General features: G+C 71.0%; 18 protein-coding genes. 13 read left to right on the plus strand and 5 right to left on the minus strand.

What is annotated here, in order from left to right:
• Positions 1-259: 259 nt before the first annotated feature.
• The 3 genes from TsocGM_RS23085 (at position 260) to TsocGM_RS23095 (ending at position 5894) form a co-directional block, all read left to right on the plus strand.
• Positions 260-733 carry an RNA polymerase sigma factor gene (locus TsocGM_RS23085; RefSeq protein WP_158633722.1) on the plus strand — a complete coding sequence of 158 codons (474 nt, stop codon included), beginning with the start codon at positions 260-262 and terminating at the stop codon, positions 731-733.
• Positions 734-823: 90 nt separating this feature from the next.
• A complete protein-coding gene (locus tag TsocGM_RS23090; RefSeq protein ID WP_158633723.1) occupies positions 824-2149 on the plus strand; it encodes a DUF58 domain-containing protein in 1326 nt (441 codons plus the stop codon).
• Entirely contained in the window at positions 2139-5894 is a 3756-nt protein-coding gene (locus TsocGM_RS23095; protein ID WP_126727827.1) for a prepilin peptidase, read from the plus strand. The genes TsocGM_RS23090 and TsocGM_RS23095 overlap by 11 nt, the downstream gene beginning before the upstream one ends.
• A gap of 54 nt (positions 5895-5948) precedes the next feature.
• Here TsocGM_RS23095 and TsocGM_RS23100 read toward each other — a convergent pair whose 3' ends face one another.
• The 5 genes from TsocGM_RS23100 to TsocGM_RS23120 form a co-directional block, all read right to left on the minus strand.
• Complete coding sequence (locus TsocGM_RS23100) at positions 5949-6413, minus strand: hypothetical protein (RefSeq protein WP_126727828.1); 465 nt, start codon at positions 6411-6413, stop codon at positions 5949-5951.
• 205 nt (positions 6414-6618) lie between these two features.
• Positions 6619-7047, minus strand: coding sequence for a MerC domain-containing protein (locus TsocGM_RS23105; RefSeq protein ID WP_126727829.1), 429 nt, complete (start codon positions 7045-7047; stop codon positions 6619-6621).
• Positions 7048-7375: 328 nt separating this feature from the next.
• A complete protein-coding gene (locus tag TsocGM_RS23110; RefSeq protein ID WP_126727830.1) occupies positions 7376-8053 on the minus strand; it encodes a hypothetical protein in 678 nt (225 codons plus the stop codon).
• Between the two features lie 74 nt (positions 8054-8127).
• Complete coding sequence (locus TsocGM_RS27750; RefSeq protein ID WP_261341651.1) at positions 8128-9639, minus strand: ABC transporter permease; 1512 nt, start codon at positions 9637-9639, stop codon at positions 8128-8130.
• Positions 9639-10334: an ABC transporter ATP-binding protein gene (locus TsocGM_RS23120; RefSeq protein ID WP_126727831.1), complete on the minus strand. Its 696-nt coding sequence runs from the start codon at positions 10332-10334 to the stop codon at positions 9639-9641. Before TsocGM_RS23120 ends, TsocGM_RS27750 begins: the two co-directional genes overlap by 1 nt.
• 379 nt (positions 10335-10713) lie before the next feature.
• On the opposite strand from TsocGM_RS23120, the gene TsocGM_RS23125 reads away from it, so the two are divergent.
• From TsocGM_RS23125 to TsocGM_RS23170, 10 genes are all read left to right on the plus strand, one after another.
• Positions 10714-11337, plus strand: a complete 624-nt coding sequence (locus TsocGM_RS23125; protein ID WP_126727832.1) for a hypothetical protein — start codon at positions 10714-10716, stop codon at positions 11335-11337.
• 43 nt (positions 11338-11380) lie between these two features.
• On the plus strand, positions 11381-12661 hold the full coding sequence (zigA, locus tag TsocGM_RS23130; RefSeq protein ID WP_126727833.1) for a zinc metallochaperone GTPase ZigA: 1281 nt from the start codon (positions 11381-11383) through the stop codon (positions 12659-12661).
• A 72-nt stretch (positions 12662-12733) separates the two neighbouring features.
• Positions 12734-13939, plus strand: coding sequence for a DUF3466 family protein (locus TsocGM_RS23135; RefSeq protein WP_126727834.1), 1206 nt, complete (start codon positions 12734-12736; stop codon positions 13937-13939).
• A gap of 77 nt (positions 13940-14016) precedes the next feature.
• Positions 14017-14907: a hypothetical protein gene (locus tag TsocGM_RS23140; protein ID WP_126727835.1), complete on the plus strand. Its 891-nt coding sequence runs from the start codon at positions 14017-14019 to the stop codon at positions 14905-14907.
• Between the two features lie 155 nt (positions 14908-15062).
• A complete protein-coding gene (locus TsocGM_RS23145; RefSeq protein ID WP_126727836.1) occupies positions 15063-15611 on the plus strand; it encodes an IS1 family transposase in 549 nt (182 codons plus the stop codon).
• Between the two features lie 56 nt (positions 15612-15667).
• Positions 15668-16306 carry a hypothetical protein gene (locus tag TsocGM_RS23150; RefSeq protein WP_126727837.1) on the plus strand — a complete coding sequence of 213 codons (639 nt, stop codon included), beginning with the start codon at positions 15668-15670 and terminating at the stop codon, positions 16304-16306.
• The gene (locus tag TsocGM_RS23155; RefSeq protein ID WP_261341652.1) at positions 16303-17001 is read left to right on the plus strand and encodes a DUF5829 family protein; all 699 of its coding nucleotides are present in this window, start codon (positions 16303-16305) and stop codon (positions 16999-17001) included. The genes TsocGM_RS23150 and TsocGM_RS23155 overlap by 4 nt, the downstream gene beginning before the upstream one ends.
• A 339-nt stretch (positions 17002-17340) precedes the next feature.
• The gene (locus tag TsocGM_RS23160; protein ID WP_126727839.1) at positions 17341-18309 is read left to right on the plus strand and encodes a DUF1559 domain-containing protein; all 969 of its coding nucleotides are present in this window, start codon (positions 17341-17343) and stop codon (positions 18307-18309) included.
• On the plus strand, positions 18293-18691 hold the full coding sequence (locus TsocGM_RS23165; protein ID WP_126727840.1) for a hypothetical protein: 399 nt from the start codon (positions 18293-18295) through the stop codon (positions 18689-18691). The genes TsocGM_RS23160 and TsocGM_RS23165 overlap by 17 nt, the downstream gene beginning before the upstream one ends.
• Positions 18692-18862: 171 nt before the next feature.
• Positions 18863-19567, plus strand: a complete 705-nt coding sequence (locus TsocGM_RS23170) for an ABC transporter ATP-binding protein (protein ID WP_126727841.1) — start codon at positions 18863-18865, stop codon at positions 19565-19567.
• The last annotated feature ends 19 nt before the right edge of the window (positions 19568-19586 follow it).

Genomic DNA, 19586 nt, shown 5'->3' on the forward strand with positions numbered 1-19586 from the left:
CGGCCCCTCGGTCGCCGGGGGGCCCTCCTCGGACCGCGTTCCCGTCGCGAGCACCAGGCCGCCCATGAGCATCGAATCGAGCAATCGGCCCCGAAACGACCGGACGGAGCATCCCCCGCGGAGGCCGAGAGGATGGAGTACGGTCGCCGTCGCGACGGATCGCCACGCGGGCAACGGCCGCCGAGAATCCGGTCGCGATGCGGACACGGCTCTTGGTCTCTCACACGGGCCGGAACTCATCCCGGATTGCGCGGAAACGATGCGAGATCGCCTCCACCGCGTCGCCCGTCGCATCGTCCGCTGCGACGACCTCGCGGAGGACGCCGTGCAGGAGTCGATGCTCGCGCTGTGGGGCCTCCCGGAGCGCCCGGAGGACCCGGCGGCCTGGCTGGCCAGGGCGGTCGTCTACCGGAGCCTCCAGATCCTCCGATCGCGCCAACGACGGCGACGGCACGAGGAACGGGCCTGCTCGTGCCGATCCGAGCGCGACCCCCGCGCGGATGCGTACCAGGCGGCGGAGCGGAGGGAATTCGCCGAGCTGGTCCTCTCGCTGCTCGACGAGCTGCCCGAGTCGTACCGCGTGGTGTTCCAGCTCCGCGAGGAGGAGGGGCAGGAATACGGGGAGATCGCCGAGCGGCTGGGGATCCCGATCGGGACCGTCCGGTCTCGGCTCAACCGGGCACGCCGGGTGTTGCGGGCTCGGCTCAGCGACCTGAAATGGTCGCCGGCCTGACGGCCCCCCGGGGCCCTGGGAGGGGGACGAATTGTCGAGGTCGAAGGTGTTTTTCGGGGGCAGTCCTCGGATCGACCCGGAGGCATGGGGATGGCGGGGCGAAGTGCATCGGCGAGACCCCGAGACCGGACCGCGGCGGGCGGGTCGCGGATCCATCGGTGGCTGCTCGGCATCCGGCACATCCTGGTCGAGGCGGACCACCTCTCCTTCGTGAATGTCTACCTTCCCTGGCGTTATCCCCTGGGCAGCCTGCTCATGGCGGCGGTCGCGGCGGTGCTCTGCGGCTGGTTCGTGCACGCGAGGGCCTATGTCCTGCTCATCGGCGTCGGCTCGGTCATCGGGCTCGGGCTGATCTGGCCGAAGCTCAGCCTGATGGCGCTCCGGGGCCGCCTGGTCTTCGAGGACCGGCGAACGGTCGAGGGCAAGGGGACTCGGGCGCGGCTGGTCGTGACGAACTACCTTCCCGTCGGCTCCTGGGGCCTCCGCCTGCACGGCGGGGAGGCGGACGACTCGGTCGCGAACCTCGCCGTGGTGCCGGGCTGGAGGACGACCGAGTTCGAGTTCCCGTACGTCCCCCGCGTCCGGGGCGAGTATCCGGTCGGCACGGCCTGCTTGCGGACGGGCTTCCCGTTCGGGCTCTGGGAGGCGCAACGGCCGCTGGAGTCGGGCGGCAGCCTCGTCGTCTGGCCGCTCGCCTTCCCGATCGACGCGATCCCCGAGGCGGCCGCCAGCGACCGGACGCGGGAGGGCCTGACTTACCTGAACCGTGCCGGCCAGACTGGCGACTTCTTCGGCGTCCGGCCCTACGTCCGCGGGGATCCGCTCCGACGCATCCACTGGGCCCAGTCGGCCCGGCATGACCGGCTGATCGTCTGCGAGCGCCAGGCGAGCGCCAACCTGCACCTCCAGGTCGTGCTCGATGTCGACCCTGCCGTCCACGGCGGCCGTGGGCCCGACGGTTCTCGGGAATGGGCCATCCGTGTCGCGGCGACGCTGGTCGAGGCGTTCCTGGCCCGGGGCGCGCTCGTCGAGTTGCTGGCGGGCGACAGGGCCGTGTCGACCGGCTCCGGCGGCCAGCAGCGGGAACGTCTCATGGACACGCTCGCGCGCATCCCGGCCCATCCGTCGACGGCGATTGAGGCCATGCTTGCCTCCCGTCCGGCCCGCCGATTCCGAGACGGCTTGCAGGTCGTTATCACCACCGACCGCGGCCTCGACCGGCCGGGGGTCGCAACCATCTGGCCCCGGTCGGCCCGGGCGATCGTCCTCCGGGCCGGGGGGTTCGAGCGCCGCCGAGGCGAGGACGGCGTGGCTGCCTCCCGACTGCCGATCCGGCCCTGGATCGAGCTCACCGACGCGGACGACGTCCGCGGCCAGTTCCGCCGCGCCTGGCGGGAGGTCCTCGATGCGAACTGAAGAGACCCGCTCGGGACGCCAGCTCGTCCGGCTCGGCTTCGTGCTCGCGGCGATCGCGGCCCTGGCCGCGGAGTACACCCTCGACCGCCCGGGGGTGCCCGGCTGGCTGAGGCTTGCCCAGGTGGCCTTCCTGATCGCCGGTGCGGCGGGCATCCACCGGTTCCTCGGCCTCAGGGGGCGGGCCGAGTCGGTGCCGTCGGCCGCCACCATGATCGCCGCCTCGCTGATGATCGCCGCCCTCTGGGCATTGGACCTGGGGGCGACACTCCTCGGGTCTGGGGGCTTGCCCTACGAGCTGCTGCTCGTGCTGCTGATGCGGGACGCGGCGCTGTCGGCGATCGCGCTGTCCGGCAACCCGGTCTGCCTGCGGCTCTCGGGCGGGCTCACGCTGGCGGCGATGCTCTTCAGCTCGGTGCTGGCCGAGCATCGGGTGCTCTACGCGCTCTCGGCACTGTACGCCTTGCTGGGGAGCTACTGGCTGATCCTGCTCTACTGGAGCGTTCTCCAGGTCAAGCTGCTGGAGGGGACCAACCGCCGGCCGCCGGTGCTGGCGATCGTCGTCTGGGGCCTGCTCGTCGGCGGGATGACGGTGCTGGTCGTCGGCCCGGGACGGACGATCGGCGTGCTCGGCGAGCTGCTGCCGACCTCCGGCGGCTCGACCATCAGCGACCCCTCGGCCCGCTCCGGCGTCGGGGATGGCCCGAACCTGGCCCGGGGCGTCGACGACCCGACGACCACCGGCCCCGTCGACAGCGACCTCTTCCTCGAGACCCGAGAGCTGTCGCTCTTCGACGCCTCGAACGAGAAGTGGGGGGACCCGGAGGAGATCAACACGAAGCGGAGCCTCGCGGTCGCCGTCGAGAACCCGGGCGGGGAGATGCAGGAGGAGCGATCCCGCCAGTCCGACCCGACCCGCGAGTTCTCCGCCGTCCGCGGCGGCCGCCGTCGCAGGGCGGAACCGCCCGAGGGGACGGCCGACGCGGCCTTTACCGTCCGGGGGAAGACGCCGGTGCACATCCGGCTGATGGCCTACGACGACTTCGACGGCCGGTCCTGGGCGGAGCCCGCGGTCGGGCAGGAGCCGGTCGACCTCCGGCTCGGCTTCGCGGGCTGGATCGAGATCCCGGGGGAGGACGGCGGGATCGACGCCGGGGTGGTGCGGCACGAGGTCGTCGTCGGCAACGTCGAGGCCCCGCAGCTCCCGCTGCCGGCCGGCTGCGACCGCTTCCGGATCGACCTGATTGAACGGCCCGACTTCTTCGCCCTGGCCCAGGACGGCATCCTCCGCTACCGGGCCGAGTACCTTCCGAAGCAGACCAGCCTGGAGACGCGGACCCCGACGGTCGACCCGGCCCGCCTCCGCCGGCTGGCGTTCCCGCCAGGGCCGTCCTACGCCATGCCGAGGTATCTGACCTTTGATGCGATTGTCGAGACGCCGGGGGGCATTAAGCGGCGGCCAGCGGACCCCCGAATCGCTGAGCTGGCGAGCCGATGGACCGAGGGCATCGGACGGGGATGGCCGCAGGTCGAGGCGATCGTCTCCCGCCTGCGGACGGGATACGAGCGGGACTCGGATGCGATCCTCCCCGTTGATTGCGAAGACGCCGTCGCCCACTTCCTCTTCGAACGGCGCCGGGGCGACGACTACCTCTTCGCCACGGCCGCCTGCATGCTGCTGAGGAGCCTGGGCTATCCGACCCGGTTCGTGCAGGGGCTCTACGCCGACCCGCGGCATTTTGACGAGGAATCGGGCTGGACGCCGGTGCTGATGCCTCGCGACCTGCACACCTGGGCCGAGGTCCAATTGCCGTGCCGGGAGTGGGTCGTCGTCGAGGCGACGCCCGGCTTCGAGGTGCTCGGGCCGGAGCCCTCGTTGATGGCCAGGCTCTGGGGCGGTGTGCGGGTGACCGCCCGATGGATCGGGCAGCATCCGGTCGAGACGATCGCCGTGGTGCTCGTTTCGGGCCTCCTCCTCATGGCGAGGATCTGGATCGCGGCAGCGATGGCGACGCTGGCCTGGCGGGTCGCGTTCCGGGGAGAGGCTCGGCGCCGCGTGATCGCGACGGTCCGGCTCCTGGAACGTCGGGCCGCCCTGTCGGGACGGGGACGGCCACGCTCATGGACGCTCCGCGAGTGGTACGGCCGCACCGCTGCCGACCTGCCCGACGTGCCGGCCCGCTCGGCCATACACCAGCTCATCCGCCTAGCCGACTGGGCCTGTTACGCACCTCCCCAACGAGACGGGTCGGCCTTCGGCGACGCCGAGTCGATTCGTCGGCTCTGCCTGGAGTTTGCGCGTGTCTGCACCCGGGCCTCGCTCCGCGCGATCCCCGGCGATGCCGAGGCCCGGAGGCCGATCGGCCGCAACCGGCGACCCCTCCTGACCGGGGCGGGGGCGCTCCTCCTCTTAGTCGTCGGCCTCTCACGGGCGAGGGTACAGGAGGACGGACTCCCCGAGCTGCCCCCCTTCCCGGAGATTTTCGCAGGGATGGAGGCGAAGGATGATGACGCGATGCCCCCGGTCTCGCCCTCGGGCCGATCCTTGAGCGCCCTGGGCATCGAGCCGATCGACGAGATGTCCGAGGACGACGAGCGGAGCATCGCGACCCTCCGCGCCATCACCGCCGTCTTCTTCTTCATGCTGGGCGCCGCCATCGGCAGCTTCCTGAATGTGGTCGTGTACCGGATGCCCCGGAGGATGTCGCTCTGGGGCCGCAGGTCGCACTGCCCGGCCTGCCAGACGCCGCTGACGTTCCGGGAGAACGTGCCGATCGTCGGCTGGCTCCGACTGCTGGGGCGTTGCAACAGCTGCTCGGCCCCGATCTCGCCGCGCTATCCGCTGGTCGAGGCGGCGACCGGCTCGGTTGTCCTGGCCTTGCTGTTCCTGGAGCTGCTCTCCGGCGGCGGGTCGGTCCCGGTCCGCCAGCCGAACTCCTACAACGGGGTCGTCTGGATCCTCTGGTATCCGAAGTGGGACCTGATCGGGCTGTTCGCCTACCACGCGGTCCTGCTCTGCTCGGTTCTGTGCGTGACGCTGATCGCGGCGGATCGCATGCGGATCCCGATTCGACTGGTCCTCTTCGCGGCGGCGATCGGCTACCTCGGGCCGATGATCGCGGCCGACCTTCACCCGGTGCCACCCTCGGACCCAAGGCCCGGCTGGCTGCCGGGGTCGGGGCCCTCGGCGGCGGAGGCGGCCAGCGGGCTGATCGGCCACCTGGCGGGGCTGATCGTCGGGGGGATGCTCCTCCCGGGTGCCCGGCGACCGGGGGGAATCCTCGCCGTCCTCGGCCTGGCCGGGCTCTACCTCGGCTGGCAGGCGGCGGTGTCGACCGGGCTGATGGCCGCGGCGGGGATGGTGGTGCTGGCCGGTGCGTCGAGGCTGATCGCGCCCCTGCGGGCGGTCCCACCGGTGGCCTCGGCCGGGTTCGCGGTGCTGGTGCAGATCCTCGCCTGGCGATGGCTCTCCGGGCTGCCCTCCTGGCCGTCGCACGACGCCTCGCCGGCGGAGATGGCGGGGGCCCTGACGCTGATCGCCCTGCTCTCGGGGCTCTCGCGGTGGATCCGACCTTGGCCGGATGCCCCCGAAGAGCCCGCGTCCGACACATCCACGCCCATCGGGCTCACCCCGGACCCGGCCGATCCAGGCGGGGCGGTGGGACCGGTCGGCGAGGCCGAGACGCCACAACACCCTCCCGACGCAACGGATCCCGTTCGGGACGGCGATCGCGCGTCCGCTTTTTGATCCGAACCAGACCGCCGGCCGAGGTGCGTGGCCAACTTCGAGGCACCGGGCTCGCTAACGACGGGGCGTCGCCTCCTCGGAAGAACGATCCCCAGACGAGATTGCCTCTCGGGGCGGACTCCGGGGTGAAGAGCGACAGTCCACCGGCTCGAGCTCTTCACCGGCGATGAGATACCGGGCGTTGAGCGCCAGGCCGAGCGCCAGCAGGGCCACCCCCGGACCGATCCATACCCCATCCGTCCGAGGGACGCCAATCGCCACCAGGACCAGGGCGAGCATCGCCAGCGCGCAGGGTAGCCGACGACCGTGGGCCGTGCAGCCGAAGGCGGTAAGTCCGAGCGCCGCCCAGACCGCGCCGCTCAGGGCGATGATCGGCCCGAGCCCCTCGGTCCGGTGGCCGAGGACCCCGGAGGTGACGACCAGCACGATCCCGCAGGCGACCGGCGTGAGCACGAGCCCGGCCCAGCCGGAGCGGGCGTGCAGCCGGGATCGGGGCGGCCTGTCCGGGGTCGGAGTCATGGCGACGCCTCCTCTTCGAGGGGGAGGAGCACTCCCGGGATGCGACCAGGCCCGTCGCCCCCGTTGCGTAGGGACCGCATGCCGGATCCCCTGACTGGAGAGTGCTGCTCGACGACCATGAGTTCCCGCGTTCCTCCCGGCGTCCACGGTCGATCGGCACCCGGGTGGGATTGTCGACGCAGGGCACTGCCGCGTCCCGAGCGGCTCAGGCGACACCGGACTCGGGATCGAAACCGGACGAGGCGACCGGGGAACACGACTCGCATCGGCGGCAGAAGTACAGGTTGACCACGTGGGCCGCGGCAAGGGTCAGGCCGCCGACGACGACCAGCGCGGTCTCCGCGGGCGACTCCTCCAGCAGTCGACTCGCCGCGATCAGTGCGATCGCGACGGCGGGCAGGGCGATCAGGCCGTATCTGCGGTGGCGGACGCACCCGGTCCCGATGCCGATCACGCCGATGAGCAGGGCGGCCGCGATGAGCCCGAGCTCGAGCCGCTCGTCGGCCAGCCAGGACAGGAGGCCGGCCGAGGAGACGGCCAGGAGCAGCGGCGTCAGCAGGCAGTGGACCGCGCAGGACGCCGACAGGGCGACGCCGATCCGGTCGATCGAGGGGCGCAGGGCGGCGAGACTCATGGGTCGGAGTCCTTCGTTCGCGATCGGGACGGGTGGAGGAGTGTTGCGGTCCGCTGCCGGTGAGGTCGGCGTCGACCCCGCGACGCACCGGACCCGCTCGCGGGCGGCCGCGGGCCGGTTGTTCGTCGCATCGCCGAGGAGACACGCCTCCGCGCACGCCGGGAATGACGGCGGTCAAGGTCCAGGACCAGGATCGCGTAACCGGCGACCAGTAAGATGAGGGGCGGCACGGCGGCGCAGAGGTCGATCGAGCCGCCGGGGCAGAGTCCTCCGCACATGGACCGTCCTCTCGAATCCGTCGCTCGGGTCAAGGCGGGCGCGACGCGGGTCAGCGGGCGAGGTCGGCGTCGAGGTGGTAGAGGATGCTCCCGAGCTGGCCCGGAGCCTGGTCGGGCTCGACGCGGAACCGGCCCGCGACCGAAACCAGGCCGCGGCGATACGAGACGGCACGTTCGGCCGGGAGGGTCACCTGGATCATGTCCGCCAGCTTCGGCTGGCCGCCGAAGCAGCAGGACCCGTTGTCCCGGCAGAGTACGAACTCCGTGATGCCGTCGAGCTGGGCCGTCGGGTACATGTACCCTTTGATGAACACCTGCTCGCCGTCGACCTCCTCGGCCGAGGGCGGGACGACTTCCCCCGGGCCCGGCTGGAGCCGCTCGTAGCCCAGCCGCTCGTAGCCCGGCGGGACCTCCGTGGCGTGGCGATACCCCGCCGCCGACAGGCCGCCAACCAGCGCCAGCGACGAGGCCGACAAGCCGGCCCAGGCCAGGCGGCGGCCCCCCAGGTCGTAGCGGGCGATCGAGCCGAGGGCCCGCATCCCCGCGACGATCCCGAGCGCCGGGACGGCCGAGTAGACGACCAGGTCCATGTCGAACACCGCCATTGCCATCACGAGGCTGGACACGCCCAGGATCATGGCGATCACCGCCGACGGGCAGATCGGCCGGTAGTTTTTCGCGAGATCGGCCTCGATCGCGTCGACCAGCGAATCGGCACGGTCGTTCATCGGAAAGGCTCCACAGGCGGGATCCAGGGACAAATGGGCACGTCTCGCCGGGTTGCGGGCCGACCGCGGGGGACTCATGCCGACGAGCCGAGGGCGCGGGCCACGTCGGTCCGATAGGCCATCCGCGCGGGGAGGTAGCCGGCGAGCGTCGCCAGCAGGGCGACCAGGGGGAGGATCGCCAGCTCCGCCGCGGCGAACGACAGCGGTCCGACCGCGATCCCCGTCCGGGCGGCGGCCAGCGGGCCGACCACCCCGAGCAGCGCGTGGCCGAGCAGCCAGCCTGCCGCCCCGCCCGCGACCCCCAGCAGCAGCGACTCCAGAAGCACGATCGTCAGCACGTCGCGACGCCGGGCGCCGAGCGCCCGCATCACGGCGATCTCCCGCCTGCGGGCGCCCATCGAGTTCACCAGGCTCACGAGGATGCCCACCGCCGCGACCACGACGACCAGGGCCGCCAGGCCGAGCAGCGCCCACTGGATCGGCCCGACGACCTCCTCGAAGAGACCTCGGATCTCGCGGGCCGGCGAGACGGCCTGCGCCACCGGGCCCTCGTTAATCCGGTTGGGCAGCAGCGCCGAGGCCACCGGGTTGGCAGTCCGGACCAGGATCGCCGTCACCTCCCGCTGCTCCACCGGCACCGGGCCGTGATCATGGCCCTGATGCCCCGCGTGATCGTGATCGTCATCGTCATGGTCGGCAGGCGCGGTCGCCTCCAGTTCGCCGTGGTCGTGCCCATGCCCATGATCGTCCGGCTCCGCGTGGCCGTTGGCATGGGCGTCCTGGCCGTGATCGCCGAGGTTGGCTTGCTCGTGGCCGCCATGCTCGTGGTCATCGCCTTCGAGGTGAGTCGGCTGGTTCTCCGCGTGGAGATGGTCCTGGTCGTGTACGTCCTCGTCGTCGTGGCGATCGGGCACTGTTCCTTCGCGATCGTGGCTGGTGTGGCCGTCGAGGAGGTAGAAGCCCTCGATGTTGACGAACAGCGCCCGGTCGTTCGGGGTGCCGGTCGGGGCCAGGACGCCGACCACGGCGAACTCCTCGTGCTCGTGCCCCTGGCCGTCGTCCTCGACGCCGTGGGTCGGTCGGAAGCGGTCGCCGACGGCCAGGCCGGCTTGCCTCGCGGCGACGGCGCCGACCACAGCCTCGAACGCGCCGTCCTGCCGCATGTTCCGCCCCTTGGCGATCGCATAACGACGGCCGGGGGAGTACTCGACCTCGAACAGCCCGGGCACGGTCCCGACGACGCGGTTGCCCCGGTAGTTGTCCCCGAGGCAGTAGGGGATGGCCCAGACCACATAGGGCGCGAACTCTCCCTCGACGAACTCCCGATAGTAGGAGTACGGGACGTTCTCGACGGGCGTGCTCAGGTGGTAGACCGTGTTGAGGACGAGCTGGAGCCGCCCCCCCTTGGCGCCGACGATCACGTCGTAGCCGAGGCTGGCGTTCCGCTCGAACGCTCCGGCCACCACGCCGTAGACGACCAGGACGCAGACGACGAGCATGACGCCCATCGCCAGCGAGACGCCGGTCAACGTCGTCGACAGCGCCCGGACGCGGAGCCCTCGCACGGCGATCGCCCAGAGGCTCATCACGCCACCTCCTTCGCCGGGATCCCCTTGGCGGCCCGGTTGAACGACTCGATCGACTCGACCCGCTCGAACGCCTCGGCCACGTCCGGGGCGTGGGTCACAAGCAGCAGGGCGACCGACTCCTCGCGGCAGGCCGAGCGGATCAGGTCGATGACCTGCCGCTGGTTGACCGGGTCGAGGTGGGCAGTCGGCTCGTCGGCGAGCATCACCGTCGGCCTCGCGAGCAGGGCCCTCGCCACGGCAACCCGCTGCCGCTCGCCGACCGACAACGCCTCCGGGCGATGGTGGAGCCGATGGCCCAGGCCGACCCGGTCGAGCAGGTCCCGGGCACGCCTTTCGTCCGGCGGCCTGCCGCCGAAGGTCATCCCGAGCAGGACGTTCTCCAGGCTCGAGAAGCCGTCGAGCAGGTTGAGCGTCTGGTAGACGTAGCCGATCGCCCCGGCACGGAACCGGTCGCGGGCCGGCTCGTCGAGCCCGGTCAGCTCGCAGTCGGCGACGCGGACCGAGCCCTCGTCCGGGAGCGTCAACCCCGCGATCACGTGGAGCAGCGTCGTCTTGCCGCTCCCGCTGTGCCCGAGCAGGGCCGCCTGCTCCCCCGCGCCAAGTACCCAACGCTCGACGTCGAGGACGGCACACCGCCCCCCGGCCGGGTCGACGTGGGCCTTCTTCACGCCAACGAGCTGGACGACATCCATCGCGGCACGACCTCCGGGTCGGGGGGGAGGGTTCGCTTCGGGGAGTACAGGTCGTCGACATCTCGCTCGATCGAGTGCGGTCCCCCATCGCTCGTCCTGCCCTGTAGGGATCCGGCCAAACCCGGCGAGTTCCCGAGAACGAACGGCGAGCGGTGACGCTTTCCCAGATGCAGGTGCCCATCCCTGAGAAATTCCGCGGGAGGTGGGAACTCGACCCGCGTGACCGGCTCTCTTCGGGGGACAACGAACCCACGCATCGTCCGGCCCCTACCGAGGCCCCGGGCCTCGGCTGGCATGCGCCGGTCGCGTGCCATTCGACCGGGCCCTCGGCCTGGTCCGGCCACCCCGGATGATGTCGACAGGCGGTCGAGGTTTCGCAATGAGCCGAAGGAAGAGGTCTGCTCGCAGCCCGATCGGCCCGCCGGAGTCGGCCCCATCGCTGCGCATGCCCCCGGACTTCCGCCGCCAGGCGGCCCGGATGCTGGACCAGCAGATGTGGTGCTGGGGGCAGGACATCCGCCTCCCGGGGGGGAATGCGTTGATCCGATACGGCTTCGAGCGTCATCCGGTGGCCCCGGGCATCAGCGGGTCGAACGGGTACGCGAGGCGCGACGAGGCGGGCCGCCTGCTGGCTCTCTGGGGGTCGGGCCTGTACCTCGGGGCGCCCGGCCTGGGCGGGGTCGTGTTGCGACGGTTCGACTTCCGACCGGCCTACACCCGCCGGCCCACGCTCCTCGCCTCGGAGCTGAGCGGCGGGGCGGTCCCGACGTTCCGGGCAGTGGCGGGGCCGTCCGAACCGGAAAGGGAGGCGACCCTCGTCGGCGACATCCTCGACGCGATCGTCTCCTACGAGCGCTGGGCCCTCCTCGAGCTGGGACTCGACCATCGGCGGCGCTGCGTCGCCGCCTGGCGGAAGGCCTGCGTGACCGCCGAGGAGATGGCCCCGGCCTGGGAGTCGCTCGCCCGACGCTGGCGGGCCATCGGGATCAGGGCGGCGGGCTGATCGGGATCGATCGGGGCATCTTGGGCCATCGAGGCGAGCGCACATGGAACGCGAGGCGAAGCTGCCCGTCACCGTCCTCTCCGGTTTCCTCGGGGCCGGGAAGACGACGCTGCTCAACCACATCCTGGCCAACCGCGAGGGACGTCGGGTCGCGGTGATCGTCAACGACATGAGCGAGGTCAACGTCGACGCGAGTCTCGTCCGGGGCGGCGCCGCGCTGAGCCGGGTGGACGAGCGGCTGGTCGAGATGACCAACGGCTGCATCTGCTGCACGCTCCGCGAGGACCTGCTCGTCGAGGTCGGCCGCCTGGCCCGGGAGGGCCGCTTCGACGCCCTGCTCATCGAGTCCACCGGCATCTCCGAGCCGATGCATGTGGCCGAGACCTTCACCTTCGAGGACGAGCGGGGCCAGGCCCTCTCCGACGTGGCCCGGCTCGACACCATGGTCACGGTGGTCGACGCCGCGGCCTTCCTCCTCGAACTGGAGCGGACCGACGACCTGCTCGAGCGCGGCATGGCGGCCGGCGAGGAGGACGACCGCACGATCTCCGACCTGCTGGTCGAGCAGGTCGAATTCGCCGACGTCCTCGTGCTCAACAAGGTCGACCGCGTCTCGCCCGATGAGCTGGCCCGCGTCGAGGCCCTGCTCCGGCGGCTGAACCCGACCGCCGAGCTAGTCCACAGCACCTTCGGGCGCGTGCCGCTCTCGGTCTTGCTGGACACCGGCAAGTTCGACTTCGACCGGGCCGCCGCCGCCCCCGGCTGGCTGGCCGAGCTGCGGGGCGAGCACGCTTCCGAGGCGGAGGAATACGGCGTCTCCAGCTTCGTCTACCGGTCGCGACGCCCGTTCCACCCGGCCCGGTTCTTCGCCTGGATCGACCAGGACTGGGACGGCCTGCTCCGGGCCAAGGGGACCTTCTGGCTGGCCACCCGGCCCGATTTCGTCGGCCTCTACTCCCTGGCCGGCGGCGCCTGCCGAACCGGGCCTGGCGGGCGATGGCTCTCCGCGACCCCGAGGTCCGACTGGCCCGACGACCCCGACGAATGCCAGGCCGCGCTTGACGACTGGGACCCCGCCGTCGGCGATCGCATCCAGGAACTCGTCTTCATCGGCATCGACCTCGACCGGGAGGCGATCTGCCGATCACTCGACGCCTGCCTCCTCACCGCCGAGGAGCTCGACGGCCTGGGGCCCGTCGCCGCGACCGACCTCCCCGACCCCTTCCCCGAATGGGTCGATGCCCCGTGCGACGACCACGACCACGACCACGACCACGGTCCTGCTGCCCCCGCGACCAGTCCCACCGGGCCGGATGGCCCATGATCCCGAACAACGCACCGGCGCGTTGATTCGATCCTCGACTGCATTACTGATCACCTTTGAGGAAAACCCGCGATGAGGCTCGTTTCGTCCCCGGTCCCCTCCGTCGTGCTCCTGACGCTGTCCGCCCTGACCCTGGCTTCAGGGACCGAGAGCCGTGCGGAATCGGTGCCGCGCTACACGGTCCAGGCGGTCCCCACGCTCCCGGGGGGTGCCGTCAACTTCGCCCTGGATATCAACAACCGGGGGCAGGTCTCGGGGAACTCGCGCAAGGCGGGCACCGGCACCCAGTTGTTTCCCTATGTCTGGACGATCGGCGAGGCCAAGCCGGTCGAGATCGGCATCCTGCCGGGCGTGCCCACCTTCGGCCGGGGGTTCGCGGTGAATGACAACGGCGTGGTGGTCGGCGAGAGCGGCAACGGACCGAGCAAGGCCTTCCGCTTCGAGGGCGGGACCCTCTCCGACCTGGGAACGCTGCCCGGAGGCTCGGGGGGCGTGGCGAACGACATCAACAACGCCGGCCGCGTCGTCGGCGCGGCGTCGAACGGCCAGGCAGTCCGCGCCTTCTACACCGACGGCGGCGGCTCGCTGATCGACCTCGGCACGCCCCTGGGCACGACCAGCAGCTTCGGCCGCGCCTTCGCGATCAACGACACGGGGACCATCGCCGGCGTCGCCCGAAACGCCTCCGACACCGCCAGCGAGGCGACCCTCTGGACCTTCAACGCCGCCGGCGTGCCGATGGCGACGACCATCGGCTCGCCGGCCGCCGGGGTTTTCAGCGAGGCGTTCGGGATCAACGACCTGGGGCACGCCGTCGGCCGCTACAGCGACCCCGTCTCCGGCCGCACCCGCGCCTTCTTCTACGATGGCTCGACCTCCGTCGACCTCGGCCTGCTCGCCGACGAGCCGACTTTCGTCCACGCCCGGGCGATCGACATCAACAATTCGGGGCTGATCGTCGGCCACGTCGCCCGGCTCGACAACGCCCCCAGCTTCGGCGGCGCCGCGGTGCTCTGGCGAAACGGCCAGATCCTCGACCTCAACGGCCTGATCGATTCCAGCAGCGGCTGGCGACTGCTCAGCGCGGAAGGGATCAACGATCGGGGCCAGATCGTCGGCTTCGGGACGTTCGAGGGCCAGACTCGCGCCTTCGTGCTGACCGTGGTCCCGGAGCCGTCATCCGCAATCCTCGCCGCGTTCGGCGTCGTCTCGGCCGCCGCTACGGGGATCGTCCGCCGACGTCGCGCGTCGGCCAGCCGAATGGTCGATCGGCCCTGAGCCTCGTCCGCTCCCGTGCCCTTCCCGATCGCCCCCCGCATTCGAGGGGGAGTACCTCAAGGATTGTCGATCTCGCGATGACACACAGAACACGCATTTCGAGCCTGCTCGCCCCCCTCATCCTGTCATTCGGCGTCCTCCCCGATGCGGCGGACGCCAGTGGGCTCCGGTTCACGATCCAGACGATCCCGGCCCTGCCGGCAACCAACCCGCGGTCGCAGGGCAACGCGATCAACGAGGCAGGCCAGGCGACCGGCCTGTCCAACGTCCCAGGTAATTCGGAGGCCTTCCTCTTCGAGGGCGGCACGGCCACGAGCCTGGGCAACCTCGGCCTGGGTGGCGGCTTCACCAGCGGCTCGGGCATCAACGACGCCGGGGTGATCGTCGGCACGGGGAGCGTGTCGACCGGCACCGGCTCGTTCTCGGATCGGGCCTTCGTCTGGCAGCCGGGTCTCGGCTTCACGGCCGTCCTCAACCCCGAGGGCGTCGGACTCGGCGCCAACGCCAACGCCGTCAACAATGCCGGCCAGGTCGTCGGCGTGTACCGCTACAGCGGCCTCGACCGCCAGGGGTTCGTCTATCAGGTGGGCGACCCGGCCGACTCGTATACCCTGCTGCCGTTCCTCGGCGGCAGCAACACATCCAACGGCGCCAGGCAGTTCGCCAACGCCATCAATGACGGCGTCGTCGTCGCAGGCGCGGCCCGGACCCAGTCCGGCCAGGCGACCCAGGCCGTGCGATGGATGCCCGACGGCTCGGGCGGCTACACCATCGAGACGCTCGCCCCGCCGACCTCGGGAACGACCTTCAGCAACAGCTTCGGGATCAACGACCTCGGCCAGATCGTCGGCGACTTCAACGACGGCCAGTCCCAGGCCGTGCTCTGGAACCCCGATGGTACGGTCGAGATGCTCTGGGTCCCCTCCGGCGCCTTCAGCACTTCGGCCCGGGGTATCAATAGGGCGTGACTCGCCGCCCGCTCTCCTGGACTTCCTTTCCAGGGAACGAGTTACGGTGGGTAGTCCCTCAGGATGTTGGCACGGTTTGTCGGGCTTTCTATGCTGAAGTTGGACGCCTTGCTTGCGATCCGGACCCGTCCTGACCCGGTGCACGGAGACCGGCCATGGGACGCAAACCTTTGAGCCCAGACCACCACGACACCAAGCCGGGCGGCTCGCTGGCGGCCTTCGCCTGCCCGAACCCCGACTGCTCCCACTTCAATCGCTTCGCCGCCGGCAACCTCTCGGCCGTCGAGTACACCGGCAAGCGCAAGGACATTCGCCGCCTGTATTGCTCGGCCTGCAGGCGCCGCTTCACCGAGAGGCAGGGGACGTTGCTGCGGTACTCCAAGCTCCCAGAGGCGACGGTCGTCCGGATCGTCAAGTGCCTGGGCCACGGCTGCTCGGTCGAGGCGACGGCCGACATCTGCGAGGTCGACCCCCGCACCGTCGATCGGCTGCTGGAGCCGGCCGGCCGCCGTGCCGAGGACTTCCACCGCCTGCAGCTCGACCGGCTCCAGTCCCCGCCCGAGGCGGTCCAGCTCGACGAGTTGCACGGCCGGGTCAGCCCGACGCCCGAGCAAAGGGGGGGCGCCGCGGGTCTGCTCGGGGCCGTCGCGGCCTGGGTCGGACCTGGGTTCACGCGGCCCTGGCGGTCGTCAGCCGGTTCCTGATCGACCTGCGGCTCGGGCCGCGCGACCTGGCGACGGCCGCCGAGTTGGTGGCGTCGGTGGCGCTGTGCCTGCCGGCCGGCTCCGTGCCGCCTCTGCTGCTCTTGGACAACCACCTGCCGTACCCCGCGGCGTTGTTGCAGGTCTTCGGGGAGGTCCTGCATCGCCGCCGCAAGCGGCGGCGCGGGCGGAAGAAGAAGCCCGGGCTGAAGCCGCCGCCGGGGCTGCTGGCCGGGGTCGTGGAGAAGGTGCGGGACGCCTCCGGGCGCGTGATCCGGGTGCGGACCAAGGCGTTGTGCGGCCGGTTAAGGGCGATCAGGGCCCGGGTGGCCGAGCTGGGCATCGGGACGACGATCAACACCGCGCACCTGGAGCGGCTCAACGGGACGTTGCGGGGCCAGCAGGCGCGGCTGGCCCGTCGCGGCCGGTGCGTCTCGCGGGACGGGCGTCGGTTGCAGTGGCCGCTGCGGCTGTGGCGGGACCTCTACAACTGGGTGCGGGTCCACGGCTCGCTGGGGGGACGCGCGCCGGCGATGGCGATCGGCCTGACCGATCGGGTCTGGTCGGTACTGGATTACATCCGCCATCCGGTGCATGTCGACGACCTCACGCGAGCGATCTGGTCCGAGGAGCGGCAGGACGTGTCAACCTCGGCCTTGGACCGTCATATACGCCGGAAAGCCGTACCAACATCCTGAGGGACTACCCCGCCGTCGGCGACTCGCTCTACGTCCGGGGCCGGGAGACCTACCTCGAATTGCTCGGGCCCGAGAATCGTTTCGGCGAGCCCGCGGGCAAGTGCGGGCTCGGGCTGACCGTCGAGCAGCCCGGCGCGATCGACCGCGTCTATCGGCGGCTCTCCGAGGCCTACCCCGACGGTGTCGAACGATCGCTCGTCGACTGGACGTCCGGGACCGATGAGCCGATCCCCTGGTACCACGTCGTCCACCGCAAGACGACCGAGAGCCATCCCGGGCTCGACGTCTGGTTCAGCGAATATCACCCGGGGTTCTTCCCCTGGCTCGACCCCCATCGGGGGCCCGACGGCCTGGGGATCGCGCGGTCGCGGTTCCTCGCCCCTCGGTTCCGCCCGCAGCGGCTGCTGGACAACGTGACCGGCCTGACGATCGCGTTGCCCCGGGACGGCCGGCTCGACCTGATCCGGCAACTCGAGGCGATCGGTTACCGGCCCGGGCGAGGGGCCGAGGGGCCGGCCACGATCCTCGGGCCGGGGCTCGAAGTCACCCTGGTCGAGCCCAACGACGACCGAAACGGGATCACCGCCATCGAGTTCGACCTCACCCGTCGCGTCCCGGAGCCCATCGAGGTCCGGTTCGGGCCCCGATCTCGGCTGGTCATCCGGACCGACCGCACGGCGTCCTGGGACCTCTGACGGCGCCCCTGCGTCCGGGGTCCAGCCACCCCATCGCTGCGCGAGCCGTGCGTGAGTGAGGGCGGACGGCTGGCGCGATGGACTGTTCTTCGCAACCACCTACCCCGGCTCGTTCTCCGTGTCTCCTACCGGCGCCTTCGGAACGATCGGGCCGACACCGAGAGTGCACCGGAGCAGGAGATCGCCGAAGCCGGGATCGGCCCCGGGGCATGGGACGACGAGTATTACCGGGAACTCGATCGGTATGGCCGGCTCCTTCTAGGTACATGGCTCCGTCGGTCGGCGTGTCCTCCGGCCGCGAGCCACTCATGCGAGGTCTCGTAGAAGGGATTCGACCTGATGCTCATCACGAATCGCCGGGGCTTCACCCTGATCGAGCTGCTCGTCGTCATCGCCATCATCGGCGTGCTGATCGCCCTGCTGCTGCCGGCCGTCCAGGCCGCCCGGGAGGCGGCCCGCCGGGCCCAGTGCACCAACAACCTCAAGCAGATCGGCCTGGGGATGCACAACTACGAGAGCACCTTCTCCTGCTTCCCGCCCGGCTACATGACTCGGCCCGGCGGCGGCGGCGTGCACGGCGTGCCCGACCCCGACACGCTCGACGCCGGCCCGGGCTGGGCCTACGGCACCGCCCTGCTGGCGTCCATGGAGCAGGGCCCGCTCTACCAGGCCCTCAACGTCGACCTGCCCTGCTGGCTCCCCGAGAACACCACCGGGGCGGCGACCTCGCTGGCCACCTTCCTCTGCCCCTCGGTCAGCGACGACAGCCGCACCTTCAGTGTGCTTGACCAGCCCGGCGACGAGCTGGCCCGGTTCTCCCGGTCGCATTACGTCCTCAACGCCGGCAACGAGGAGTCCTGGAGGTTCCAGGTCGAGGACCATCGTCGCATCGCCGACGGCCCGTTCTTCCGCAACTCGTCCACGACGATCGCCTCGGTCCGCGACGGCCTCTCGAACACGCTGTTCATGGGGGAGCACACGCCGATCCTCAGCGACAAGACGTGGGTGGGAGTCGTGCCGGGTGCGGCCGTCTGCCCGACCCCGCAGTTCGCCTTCTCGACCTGCGACTACGCGGCCACGCTCGTGCTGACCCACAGCGGCCCCTCGGCCGTCGAGGGGGACATCATCCATCCGCCGAACGCGCGATCCTGCCACGTCTGCCAGATGTATTCCGAGCACCCCGGCGGGGCGAACGTCCTGCTGGGAGACGGCAGCGTGCGGTTCGTCAAGGAGACGATCAACCAGCGCGCCTGGGCGGCGATGGCGACCTGCCGGCGAGGGGAGGTGATCAGTGCCGACGCCTTCTGAGGGGTGGCCTCGACGCCGGATCGTGCCGCTCGCCGCGTTGGTGTTGGCCGCGGCCGGCTGCGGTCAGCCGCAGGTCGAGCCCGAGCATCGCGAGCTGGTCCTCCGCCTGGCGACCGCCACCTCGACGCAGGACCGGGCCGCCCTCGACCGGGCCGCCGAGGTGGTCGAGCGGCTCGACGCCGAGGGCGCCCTCGGCGTCGACCAGCGGGATGCCTTCACCCGGATCATCGATCACGCCCGGGACGGCGACTGGGAGCGTGCCCAACGGCTCGCCTACGACCTGAGGGATGCCCAGCGCCCCACGACCGAGGACATCGAACGGGTCAAGAACCGCACCATGCCCGAGCCGCAGCGGACCTACCCGCCCCCCTCGGGCTACTGACGACAATTGAGGCGTCATCGGCCTGCTCTCCAGGAACGCCATCGAGATCGCCGATTCCCGCAGCCTGGCCCCAAGGCCCGGCTCGGCCCGACGCCGACGAGCCCGCCCCCTTGCTCCGCCGTGCCGACGCCACACAATCCCAGACCTCCCCGGCCCGATCGGCTCACGACCATGCTCGAAGCGACCGACCTGACCAAGTCCTACAACGGCCACCTCGCCCTGGACCGCCTCAATCTGGCCGTCCGGCCCGGCGAGATCTTCTGCCTGCTCGGGGCCAACGGCGCCGGCAAGACGACCACGATCAACCTGTTCCTCAACTTCATCCGCCCCAGCTCCGGCTCGGCGCGGATCAAGGGGCTCGACGTCGTCGAGCACCCGCTGGAGACGAAGCGTCATCTGGCCTACATCCCCGAGCAGGTGAACCTCTACCGCAACCTGACCGGGCTGGAGAACCTCGCCTACTTCGCCGCCCTGGCCGGCCATCGCGAGCACGCGACGGCCGGCTTTTTGGAGCTGCTCGCCCAGGCCGGCCTGACGGAGGAGGCGGCGCGGAAGCGGGTGTCGACCTACTCGAAGGGGATGCGACAGAAGGTGGGCATCGCCATCGCCGCGGCCAAGCAGGCCGAGGTGCTTCTCCTCGACGAGCCGACCTCGGGCCTCGACCCGAAGGCCTCCAACGAGTTCTCCGAGCTACTGGTGCGGCTCCGCGACCGCGGCGTCGCCGTGCTCATGGCCACCCACGACCTGTTCCGCGCCAAGGAGACCGGCACCCGGGTCGGCATCATGAAGCGGGGCCGGATGGTCGCCCTGCTCGACACCGCCGAGGTCGGCCACGCCGACCTGGAGCGAATCTACCTCGATCACATGCACGACTGACCGCCGACAAGGCTTCTCC

The organism is Tautonia sociabilis (genome assembly GCF_003977685.1).
Classification (GTDB): Bacteria; Planctomycetota; Planctomycetia; order Isosphaerales; family Isosphaeraceae; genus Tautonia; species Tautonia sociabilis.